The organism is Acinetobacter sp. HZNU-JH01 (genome assembly GCF_037996845.1).
GTDB lineage: Bacteria > Pseudomonadota > Gammaproteobacteria > Pseudomonadales > Moraxellaceae > Acinetobacter > Acinetobacter haemolyticus.
Map to the genome: position 1 here is coordinate 689,972 of NZ_JBBMZX010000001.1, position 11,862 is coordinate 701,833.

Consider the following 11,862-nt stretch of genomic DNA (forward strand, 5'->3'; position numbering starts at 1 on the left):
AGAACCTTTAACAATCACCTTAATTGCATATAGCCAAATTCAAAATTATGGAGTGTCTTGGTTGTGAGTACTCGTTTTATGACATCAGCTGAAATTCGTGAAGCATTTTTGCGTTACTTTGAATCGCAAGGGCATACACGTGTCGCTTCGAGCTCACTCGTTCCCGCCAACGACCCAACTTTGCTGTTTACCAATGCTGGTATGAACCAGTTTAAAGATTGTTTCTTAGGTTTAGAAAAGCGCGACTATGTCCGTGCTGTTTCATCACAAAAATGTGTCCGTGCTGGCGGTAAGCACAACGACCTCGACAACGTAGGTTATACAGCACGCCATCACACTTTCTTTGAAATGTTGGGCAACTTCTCTTTTGGTGATTATTTCAAACAAAATGCCTTGAAATTTGCTTGGGAATTTTTAACTAGCGAACAGTGGTTAGGCTTACCGAAAGATCGTTTATATGTCACGGTTTATCATACTGATGACGAAGCATTTGACATCTGGAATAAAGAAATCGGTGTAGATGCTGAACGTATCATCCGTATTGGCGACAATAAAGGTGGTCAATACGCTTCGGATAACTTCTGGGCGATGGGTGATACAGGACCTTGTGGTCCTTGTTCAGAAATTTTCTACGATCATGGCGACCACATTTGGGGTGGTTTACCAGGTACGCCAGAAGAAGATGGCGATCGTTTCATTGAAATCTGGAATAACGTTTTCATGCAGTTCAACCGTACTGCGGATGGCGTGATGCACCCTCTTCCAGCACCTTCTGTTGATACAGGGATGGGCTTAGAACGTATTTCTGCTGTACTTCAACATGTCAACTCAAACTATGAAATTGACCTATTCCAACACTTATTAAAAGCGGCAGCCAACATCATTGGTATAGAAAATGAAGGTCAACCATCACTCCGTGTAGTTGCTGATCACGCACGTTCTTGCTGTTTCTTGATTGCGGATGGCGTAAACCCTTCAAATGAAGGTCGTGGTTATGTATTACGTCGTATTATTCGTCGTGCAGTACGCCATGGTAACAAGCTTGGTGCAACTGGTACATTCTTCTACAAAATGTTGCAACCTTTAATTGATGTTATGGGCGAAGCATATCCTGAACTTGCTGCTCGCAAAGATGTCATCGAAGCAACGTTAATCCGTGAAGAAGAACAGTTTGCTAAAACACTTGAACAAGGTTTGAAATTACTTGAGGGTGAACTCGCACAACTCAAAGGTAATGTGATTGCAGGTGAAACGGTATTTAAACTTTATGATACTTATGGTTTCCCAACAGATTTAACCGCAGATATTGCACGTGAACGTGATCTAACAATCGATGAAGCTGGTTTTGAGGTCGAAATGGCGGCACAGCGTCAACGTGCACGTGATGCAGGAAAATTCGCAGTAGACTACAACAGCATTGTTAAAGTTGAAGGTGAAACCCAATTTGATGGTTATGACGCAACTCACGGTCAAGGACAAATTGTTGCGATCTATAAAGATGGTATTCAGGTTGACGAGATCAATGAAGGTGATGAAGCCCTAATTGTGTTGAATCAAACACCTTTCTACGCAGAAAGCGGTGGTCAAATCGGTGACACAGGTATCTTCAAAAACGATACAGGTATCTTCGAAGTACAAGATACCAAGAAATCTGGTGGCGCTTTTGTTCACCAAGGTATCGTAACCGTGGGTAGCCTAAAAGCGACTCAAAGTGTTGAAGCAACCGTCAAAGCAGACATTCGCGCAGCAACTGCACGTAATCACTCTGCAACACACCTATTACATGCAGCTTTACGTCAAATTTTAGGTGATCATGTTCAGCAAAAAGGTTCTCTCGTTGCTAGCGACATTTTACGTTTTGACTTTGCAAACGACCAACCGGTGACATTTGAACAGCTTCAACTAATCGAACGTTTGGTTAATGAAGAAATTATAGCAAACACCCCAGTGACAACCGAATTACTTGATATCGAAACAGCCAAAGCCAAAGGAGCAATGATGTTGTTCGGTGAAAAGTACGGTGACGAAGTTCGTGTGTTATCTATGGGTTCCGTGATTGAAGAGAAGAACTTCTCTATCGAACTCTGTGGTGGTATTCACGTTAAGCGTACTGGTGATATTGGTCTGTTCAAAATCACATCTGAGGGCGGTGTCGCTGCTGGCGTTCGTCGTATCGAAGCCGTTACTGGTACTCAAGCACTTGAAGTCGTGCAAAAAGTAGATCATGACATTCAAACCATTAACAGCTTATTGAAAGCTCAGAAAGACCAAACTGTAGAAAAAGTTGAAGCAGTTGTTGAAACAGCTTCAAGCTTACAAAAGCAAATCGAACAATTGAATCAAAAATTAGCAAGCTTCCAAGCAGCTGAATTATTGGATCAGGTGAAAGACATTGCTGGACGTCAAACACTCATTACAACAGTGAAAGGTTTAGATGCCAAATCATTACGCAATTTACATGACAGCGTAAAATCAAAATTGGAAGATGCAGTCATTATTTTAGCTGGCATTGAAGGCGATAAAGTGAGTTTAATCGCATCTGTCGCTAAACAATATACTGCAAATCTAAAGGCAGGTGACATCATCAAACACTTAGCTCAAGAACTTGGTGGTAAAGGTGGTGGTAAACCTGACTTAGCACAAGGTGGCGCGCCACTAAACGAGAAGTTCGACCAAGTCATTGCGGCATTGCCTGCTTGGCTTGAGCAATAAGAACTTCACTTTTGTGTAACTGACCCTGATGCCTCTCAGGGTCATGGCTTATATGGAACAACTATGGCATTAATCGTTCAAAAATATGGCGGTACCTCTATGGGTACTCCTGAGCGCATTTTAAATGTTGCTCGTCGTGTCAAGCGTTGGCATGATCATGGTCACAAGGTGGTCGTGGTCGTGTCTGCTATGAGTGGTGAAACCAACCGCTTACTTGCGCTTGCTAAAGCCATTACCAGCACCCCTGACCCACGTGAACTTGATCAAATGGTGTCAACGGGTGAACAAGTAACGATTTCCATGTTAGCTATGGCACTTAATTCTATTGGTGTAGAAGCTAAATCATATACTGGTCGTCAAGTTGGTATCAAAACTGACAGTGCTTTTACCAAAGCACGTATAGAGTCTATTGATACCGATGTGATGACCAAAGATTTAGATGCAGGTCGTGTTCTCGTGGTTGCTGGTTTCCAAGGCTTTGATGCTGATGGCAATACAACAACTTTAGGTCGTGGTGGTTCTGATACATCTGGTGTAGCAATCGCAGCTGCATTGAAAGCAGATGAATGTCAGATTTACACTGATGTTGATGGCGTTTACACCACTGACCCTCGTGTTGCTCCCAAAGCAAAGAAAGTTGATCGTATTTCTTTCGAAGAGATGCTAGAAATGGCATCTTTGGGTTCAAAAGTTTTACAAATTCGCTCTGTTGAGTTCGCTGGTAAATACCAAGTCCCATTACGCGTATTATCTAGTTTCGATAATGACAATGACGGCGCATTTGACGAAGAATTTAAACAAAATGTAGGCACACTAATTACCACTGAGGCGGAAGACGATATGGAACAACCAATCATCGCAGGTATTGCATTTAACCGTGACGAAGCAAAATTAACGATTCTAGGCGTGCCTGATGAGCCTGGTATTGCATCAAAAATCTTGTCGCCGATTAGTAATGCCAACATCGAAGTGGATATGATTATCCAAAATGTAGAAGAAGATGGTACAACTGATTTCACTTTTACAGTAAATCGTACTGATCTTGCTAAAGCAAAAGCAATTTTAGAGCAAACAGCGAGTAGCATTGAAGGATGTGAAGTTGTTACGCGTGATGATATTGTAAAAGTCTCTATCGTTGGTGTAGGCATGCGCTCACACGCTGGCGTTGCTAGTAAAATGTTCACTGCTTTAGCTGAAGAAAGCATTAATATTCTCATGATTTCTACATCAGAAATTAAAATTTCTGTGTTAATCGAAGAAAACTATTTAGAATTAGCAGTTCGTTGTTTACACACAGCTTTTGGTCTAGACCGCGAGCATGGTGAAAGCAGCGCACGTGCTTAATTTGTAGCTAGTTAAATATTTACTTTCAAGTAAATAATAAAAAAAACAGAGCCACTATAGTTTTTTTAATAGTGGCTCTGTTATATTAGCGCAGAGGTTTTAAGAAAGTTCTCACAAAATTTACGAAAAAAAATTTTTTACATAATTTTGTTAGAATTTTCTGTATATTAGGCTGTGCTTTCGAACAATGAATTCCCTGTCGCAAGTTTAAGCGTTTAGCAAGGAGATAAACATGCTGATTCTGACCCGTCGTGTCGGAGAAACATTAATGATTGGGGATCAAGTCAGTGTTACTGTGCTTGGCGTAAAAGGCAATCAGGTGCGTATTGGTGTAAATGCTCCAAAAGAAGTTTCTGTGCATCGTGAGGAAATTTACCAACGTATCCAACATGAACGTGCCATGCATGAGCATTTACAACATCTTGATCAAGATTATCAACATACGTATGAAGAAGAGAGTAATGATTTCTCTCAACATAATAACTTTAATCGTTAATATACCGAATTCTTCAATAATTAAAGCGACTACAATAGTCGCTTTAATTGCTTATAAACCTAGTGCTTTCTTGACTGGTCCATAACTACGTCGATGCTCATCAATTACCCCATGTATTGCTATCGCCTCAAAATGAGCCTTAGTAGGATAACCTTTGTGCTTAGCAAAACCATAATTCGGATATTCCAAATCTAAAGCTTTCATTTGGCGATCTCGCGTAACTTTAGCCAGAATGCTGGCAGCACTGATCTCAGCATGCGTTGCATCACCACCAACAATTGCTTCACAAGGAATATTGATTCCTTTAGGGATTTGGTTACCATCCACAATCACTTTTGCTGGTTGAGTTGCTAATGCTTCAACTGCTCGACGCATCGCAAGGAAAGTAGCTTGTAATATATTAAATTCATCGATTTCCACGTGGCTTGCTTCAGCAATAGACCAAGCGAGTGCTTTTTCTTGAATCTCTGCAAATAATTTTTCACGTTTCTTTTCGGTCAACTTTTTTGAGTCATTTAGACCTTCAATTGGATTATTTGGGTCCAAAATTACTGCCGCAGCAACCACAGAACCTACTAAAGGCCCTCTCCCTGCCTCATCGACACCAGCAATCGTCATATTACATCTCCCAACAAGAGGCTGATACAGCCTCATTTACTACTTCGCTTTGTTTAACGCTTCATTCACACAGGTATTTACAGTTTCCGTAACTACCTTATTTACAATCATAGCGCGTGCAGCAGGATCAACTGCTGCCGTTGCAAGATCAAAGGCAGTCACACTTTCAGGTGCTTTATCACTGACACAACCACACACATTGGTTTGAATCTCGTTTCTTTGCTCTGTGCTCATAAGACGTGTAGCAGTTTTCCATGCTGGAATATTGTTGATTTCATTTAAGCACTTTGCATTTACGGCAACTTTTAAAGCAGCCATACCCAATTGCTGTGAGGTTGCTGTAGGGTTATTTGTATCTGTCGCAGCACATCCTGCAACCGCTAAAACCAATGGAGCAACAATCAATACTAATTTTTTCATATTTTTTTACCTACCTAAATTTTGGCAGGCGTATTGTGCCTAAACGCGAGCATTTATGATATGACCTAAATTCAATTTTACAGAATATAACAATTTGGATTATTACATTCTAATTAAACGTCCTACGGATAAAACGCTCTGTTACATATACATAGTATGAGACGTTTATTTCCATATTTAGAATCAAATGACTCATATCACAGCTAGGATGTTGCGATGTCAACCTCAGTACAATACTACACCCGTACAGCACAAGTATTGCATTGGCTCATGGCAGCGATTTTTATTGTTGCATGGCTTATTGGTTTTTATAGTGGAAATTTTCTAAGCTACGAAGTTGATGGTAGCTTCAAAGGCAGTGTCATTACCTTACATAAGAATATTGCAACGACGATTATTTTCTTGGTCCTTATTCGAATATTTTGGCGTTATACCCATCCCGCTCCAAAGCTTCCCGACACAATGTCACCCATAATGAAAACCTTGGCGCATGTTGGACATTTCCTACTTTATTTAATGCTCTTAGCATTACCAATCACTGGTTGTTTATTTAGTTGGAGTGCTGGTCATCCTGCACCTGTGTTATATCTTTTCGAAATTCCAAGATTAGTTCAAGATAATCCAGAGCTTTTAGCAATTGTAAAACCACTTCATATTTATTTGTCATGGTTTGCAGGGTTACTGATCGTTGGACATGCTTTAGCGGCAGTTAAACATCATTTTATCGATAAAGATAATGTCTTACGAAGCATGTTAAAACAACCTAAATAAACCTTTGAATATAAAAAAACCGCATCATGCGGTTTTTTTTCGTTTAAATTTTCTTTACTTCATCAATCCACTTTTGTTTTTCTTCATCTGATATAAATGACGCTTCAAATGAATTAATCGCAAGTTGTTTTAGCTCATCATTGGATAAATCTAAGGCCTGCTGAATCGCAACAAAGTTATCATTCATATAACCACCGAAATATGAAGGATCATCAGAGTTTACTGTGACATGTACGCCTTTTTGCAGTAAGCGGCGGATATTGTGTTCTTTCATATCATTGACCACACACAACTTTAAATTGCTGAGTGGGCAAACCGTTAAAGGCATCTTTTCAGCAATTAAGCGTGCCATGAGTTGCTCATCTTCTTCAGAACGCACACCATGATCAATACGATTGACTTTGAGCAAGTCCAAAGCTTCCCAGATATATTCTGGTGGTCCTTCTTCACCCGCATGAGCAACGATTAAGAAACCTGCTTCACGCGCTTTGGCAAAAACACGTTCAAATTTCGATGGTGGATGCCCCACCTCACTTGAATCTAAACCAACAGCAATAATATCATCTTTAAATGGTAAAGCTTGCTCAAGTGTTTCAAATGCTTTCTCTTCACTCAAATGACGTAAGAAACACATAATCAGCTGAGAACTGATGCCCAACTTTTCTTTTGCATCTGTACACGCACGTTTTAAACCTTTTAAGACCGTAACAAATTCAACCCCACGCTCAGTATGCGTTTGCGGGTCAAAAAACATTTCAGTATGCACGACGCGATCTTCTGCACATTTTTCAAAATATGCCCAAGCAAGATCATAAAAATCTTGTTCATGCACCAGCACATTTGCGCCTGCATAGTAAATATCTAAAAAAGATTGAAGATTATGGAAGTTATACGCTTGCTTCACTTCTTCGACAGATTGGTAAGGAATCTGAATCTGATTACGCTGTGCAATTGCAAACATCAGTTCTGGTTCAAAAGTACCCTCAATATGCACATGCAACTCGGCTTTGGGTAAAGCACGAATCAGCTCGACTTGATTCATATTAACTCCGCGTCTAAATAAAAAAGGGTGTTGCCTAATCAGGTACACCCTTTAAAAGGTTTCTAATTTTTAAGCGACTTAACCGCCAAATGCAACAAACTTAAATACCCACAATGCTGCAATGATCCAGACCATATAAGGTACAGTCTTTGCTTTGCCCGTAAGTAGTTTAACCAATGCATAGCTAATAAAGCCCATTGCGATACCATCCGCAATCGAATAGGTAAATGGCATGAATACAATCGTTAAAAAGGCAGGTACTGCTTCAGTGATATCATCCCAATCAATATGGGTGATTCCTTGAATCATCAATACTCCAATAAACAACAATGCAGGTGCTGTAGCAAAACCTGGTACAGATTGAGCAAGTGGTGCTAAAAATAAACAGCCCACAAATAACACAGCAACGACTACCGCCGTTAAACCTGTACGTCCACCTGCCGCAACCCCAGAAGCAGATTCAATATACGGAGTTGTTGATGATGTACCTAATGCAGCACCTGCAACGATTGCTGATGAATCAGCAAACAATGCCTTTTTCAGGCGCGGTAATTTACCATCTTTCAACAAACCCGCACGGTGTGAAACGCCAACCAAGGTTCCTGTACTGTCAAATAAATCAACAATGAAGAATACGAAGATAACGCCGATCATGCTGGCAGTGAATAGACCCTCAAAGTCCATTTTCATAAATGTTGGAGCAATTGATGGAATATGACCAACTACACCCTTAAACTCATTTAAACCTAAAGCTGTTGCAATTGCGGTAATCACTAAAATACTAATAATGATTGCACCACGTATTTTGAACTGATGCAAAACCACGATCATTAAAAAGCCAAATAAAGCGAGTAACACTGTTGGTTGTTTGATATCCCCTAAACCGACTAAAGTTGCAGGATTATCAACAATAATCCCAGCATTTTTTAATGCAATCAAAGCAAGAAATAATCCAATACCACCACCAATCGCCAGTTTCAACGACATCGGAATAGCATTGACAATCGCTTCACGAATCTTCATAAAGCTAATCGCGAGGAAAACCAAACCAGAAATAAATACTGCTGCTAAAGCGGTTTCCCAAGGCACTCCCATACCCAAACATACTGAGTATGTAAAGTAAGCATTCAAGCCCATACCTGGGGCTAAAGCAATTGGATAATTCGCAATTAACCCCATCACCAAACAGCCGATCGCCGCAGCTAAGCAGGTTGCTACAAATACAGCACCATGATCCATTCCTGTTTCAGAAAGAATCAATGGATTTACAATAATGATGTAACACATGGTCAAAAATGTAGTTACACCTGCAAGAACTTCTGTTCTAAAACTCGTTTTGTTATCGCTTAATTTAAATAAGCGTTCTAACAAACCTGCCGAAGCATTAGGCGTTGCCATAATAGCACCTGTCAAAATCTAAGATCGTAGGAGATAAAATCTATACCTTTGTGTTTCAAACTTTTTTGAATTTTTCACCAAAAGGTATACAAAGCTGAAAGCAATCTATATGCCAGCTCGATACGCGTCACATCAAAACATGTATAAATCTAATTCCGCTATCAAAATATAAAAAGCCGCATAACGATATGCAGCTTTTTATTTAATGGTAAATATTTTAGCAGATTCTAATAGGAACTTGCGTACCTTCAATCAAAAAAAAGATGACTTGCTGATCGCGACAAATGCATCAAATTAGCTCAAAATCTTATAGCAGATCTTGTTACCTATTTAGTTTGTTTTAGACTGCTCAAATGTGTATGTGGGTTATGTTGAATTTCATTCAAACTATGCTCAGCTTCATGAACAACTTTCATAAGTTCTTGACGTTTTTTCGTCTGTGCATCTTCATAACTGGTATAACCCAAAACTAGAATAGAAAATAAGAATAGGAGTACAAGTGCGATCTTCATTATTATTATCTCTTTGTTAGTGTTTTCTCTGATTCTAACAAATTTTGTGACTTTGTAGTTGTTTTTCTAAATTAATTCCTTTCTGACAGCATTTTATAGTTTGCGTATGTTCTCCTGCATTTATAAGAAAGAAAAAAAGCACTTTTGTTGATCAAAAGTGCTTTTTTATATATGAGTTATTTCAAATCATTAGAATTGATAGTTTAAACGCACCAAGAAATTACGTGGTGTACCTGGCATCGTATTGGATCTCCAATAAACTTTATCTGTAAGATTATTGACTGCAAATGTCGCTCCCCAATGCTCTCCTTTATAACCGACAGCAGCATCTAAACGCGTCCAACCATCAAGCTTAGTATCGGGATTATTGGAAATATTAGTGTAAAGAGAACCATTATAAGTTGCGCCAACTTCCGTATAAATATTTTCAACGGGTAGATAACGAACAAATAAATTACCTGTATTTTTCGCCACATTGGCTAAATAGTGACCCGCATTTGCAGATTTTGGATCTTTATCATCTTTTACTTTTGCATCTGTATATCCATAGCCACCGCGAATAAACACATTATCAAGTACGCGACCAATAAAGCTAAATTCGGCTCCTTTTGACTGATGTTCACCGCCGACTACATAATCAAAAGGGCGATTATCTGGATCGGGTTTATAACGAATATTCTTCTTACGGATATCAAATAAAGAAAACTGAGTATTCAAGCGATCATTCAACCAATCACTTTTTACACCAATTTCGTATTGCTCATTATATTGCGGTTCAGCATTCACCGTTCTTAAATCAACTGTACCATTAGTAAATGGTGAAACGCCTGCACTGCCACCAAATGGAGCAAAACTTTTACTATAAGAGGTATAAAAACTTTGATTATCTACTGGTTGCCAAACAAAACCTACATTCGGGCTAAAGGTTTCAGCATCCATTGTAACTGACTGCCCATATGTTTTTGAACCAATTAAAGTATCACGAGTCTTTACTTCATATTGATCATAACGGGCGCCCAGCATCATTTTTAACGTTGGCGTTAATGAAATAAGGTCTTGTACAAAAAAAGCCAAACTATCATTGTTTTGATGAGTATAAGATGTTGCATTTGGTCGACCGTTATTACGATTAAAAGAAGTTTGATAATCCTTAACGTTATAAGGATTAATTAATTGATAATATAATCCTGCCTTATCCCCGCTTGAATAATTACCTAACTTCGGCTCACGATCTTCATGTGACCAATCAGCACCAACCATTAGCTGATGTTCTAATCTACCAGTCTTAAATTTGCCCGTAATATCAAATGTATTTGTCGTGGTCTTATTCATGGTTTCTTGCCATGCATAAGACTGCTTAATGTAACCAGTTTTACATCCATCTTTATCGTCTGTACAATACTTTCCGCTAAAAAAATTATCAAAATCTTGATTAGCTTGTCGATAACTTAATGCCCAATGAACCTTCCAATCTGGCGCAAACTCATATCTTAGATCGGTACGTACCGTTTGTAGTTCATCCACGATAAAATCTGATGCTGTTGCAAAACCTGTTTCTCTTAGAATATTTTCAGGGAAACGACTTAATACCGAAAATGATGGACCACGATCAGGAATACGATCTAATTTGTCATAGGTATACTCTGTAGTCCATAACAACTTCTCATCATCGCTGCGATAAGTCACACTAGGTGAAAACATAGATTGTTTTGTGCCAATACCTGAACGGAAACTATTGGTATCAGATTTTTCACCAACTAAACGTACCGCCCAATTATCATTCACAACTTGATTGATATCTAAAGTACCTCCGATATTGTCATAAGAACCTCCAAAGATCCCCACAGAACTTTTAGAGTCAAAATTGGCGAACTTAGTCACCATATTTACTACACCGCCGCCTGCTCCACGCCCATACAACACAGAAGCTGGACCTTTTAGAATTTCAATACGTTCTACATTGGCAGTACTACGACGAACTTGCCCTCCTTCACGTACTCCATTCCGATAAATATCGCTCGTATCGGCGCTAAACCCACGAATCATGATGCCATCCCCACGAGTATCATAGCTCGTGGTAACCCCTGGTGTACCTTGCAACATCACACTTAAATCATTGGCACCATAAATTTTATATTTCTGCACATCAATCGTATCAATGGTTTGCGGAATATCTTTTTTCTTTAATCCATTACGCGTCACACTCGCTTGATCATAATCAATATAACTCTTGATCGGATCAAGCTCACTCATCGCCTCAATTTTAATTGTAGGCATGACGGCGGTTTGTTCATTTGCGATTGCATGCTGAGCTTGCAACAACATCAAGCTCAATACACTAAATTTAAAAATAGGCTGTTCAAACAACCCCAATACAGCAGACTTCATAAAAATTCCAAAAAACTCAGACTAAATTTCAAAAAATAAAATAATAAAATGCGTTACAATTTTAATAAAAATAATTCTCATTTTCATCATATTTATATTTTTTCTTCATGCTTTCGATTATTTCTTATGCATACTATCCAAGCAAACCTCAACGAATATAC

Annotated in this window: 10 protein-coding genes; 4 read left to right on the top strand and 6 right to left on the bottom strand. The window is 39.0% G+C overall.

Annotated elements, in window-relative coordinates:
• The first annotated feature begins 63 nt into the window (after window positions 1-63).
• The 3 genes from alaS to csrA all read left to right on the top strand — a co-directional run bounded on the left by alaS (window position 64) and on the right by csrA (window position 4,552).
• On the top strand, window positions 64-2,712 hold the full coding sequence (gene alaS / locus AAC851_RS03375) for an alanine--tRNA ligase (RefSeq protein ID WP_171456320.1): 2,649 nt from the start codon (window positions 64-66) through the stop codon (window positions 2,710-2,712).
• 63 nt (window positions 2,713-2,775) lie between these two features.
• A complete protein-coding gene (locus AAC851_RS03380) occupies window positions 2,776-4,056 on the top strand; it encodes an aspartate kinase (RefSeq protein WP_004638520.1) in 1,281 nt (426 codons plus the stop codon).
• A 232-nt stretch (window positions 4,057-4,288) separates the two neighbouring features.
• Window positions 4,289-4,552, top strand: a complete 264-nt coding sequence (gene csrA / locus AAC851_RS03385; protein ID WP_005082058.1) for a carbon storage regulator CsrA — start codon at window positions 4,289-4,291, stop codon at window positions 4,550-4,552.
• Between the two features lie 51 nt (window positions 4,553-4,603).
• Here csrA and rnhB read toward each other — a convergent pair whose 3' ends face one another.
• Both rnhB and AAC851_RS03395 read right to left on the bottom strand, forming a co-directional pair.
• Entirely contained in the window at window positions 4,604-5,170 is a 567-nt protein-coding gene (rnhB, locus tag AAC851_RS03390; RefSeq protein ID WP_017396200.1) for a ribonuclease HII, read from the bottom strand.
• A gap of 39 nt (window positions 5,171-5,209) precedes the next feature.
• Window positions 5,210-5,590 (bottom strand): hypothetical protein, encoded by a 381-nt coding sequence (locus tag AAC851_RS03395; RefSeq protein WP_075315785.1) that lies wholly within the window; start codon window positions 5,588-5,590, stop codon window positions 5,210-5,212.
• 216 nt (window positions 5,591-5,806) lie between these two features.
• Between AAC851_RS03395 and AAC851_RS03400 the strand changes: the two genes are divergently transcribed.
• Entirely contained in the window at window positions 5,807-6,361 is a 555-nt protein-coding gene (locus AAC851_RS03400) for a cytochrome b (protein WP_134252606.1), read from the top strand.
• Window positions 6,362-6,404: 43 nt separating this feature from the next.
• Here the strand turns inward: AAC851_RS03400 and AAC851_RS03405 are convergent, their stop codons facing one another.
• The 4 genes from AAC851_RS03405 to AAC851_RS03420 all read right to left on the bottom strand — a co-directional run bounded on the left by AAC851_RS03405 (window position 6,405) and on the right by AAC851_RS03420 (window position 11,701).
• Complete coding sequence (locus AAC851_RS03405) at window positions 6,405-7,403, bottom strand: adenosine deaminase (RefSeq protein ID WP_075315786.1); 999 nt, start codon at window positions 7,401-7,403, stop codon at window positions 6,405-6,407.
• 78 nt (window positions 7,404-7,481) lie between these two features.
• Window positions 7,482-8,801 (bottom strand): NCS2 family permease, encoded by a 1,320-nt coding sequence (locus AAC851_RS03410; protein WP_004638516.1) that lies wholly within the window; start codon window positions 8,799-8,801, stop codon window positions 7,482-7,484.
• Window positions 8,802-9,127: 326 nt separating this feature from the next.
• Window positions 9,128-9,313, bottom strand: a complete 186-nt coding sequence (locus AAC851_RS03415; protein ID WP_004638515.1) for a hypothetical protein — start codon at window positions 9,311-9,313, stop codon at window positions 9,128-9,130.
• Between the two features lie 189 nt (window positions 9,314-9,502).
• Complete coding sequence (locus AAC851_RS03420; RefSeq protein ID WP_125501958.1) at window positions 9,503-11,701, bottom strand: TonB-dependent receptor; 2,199 nt, start codon at window positions 11,699-11,701, stop codon at window positions 9,503-9,505.
• Window positions 11,702-11,862: the final 161 nt, after the last annotated feature.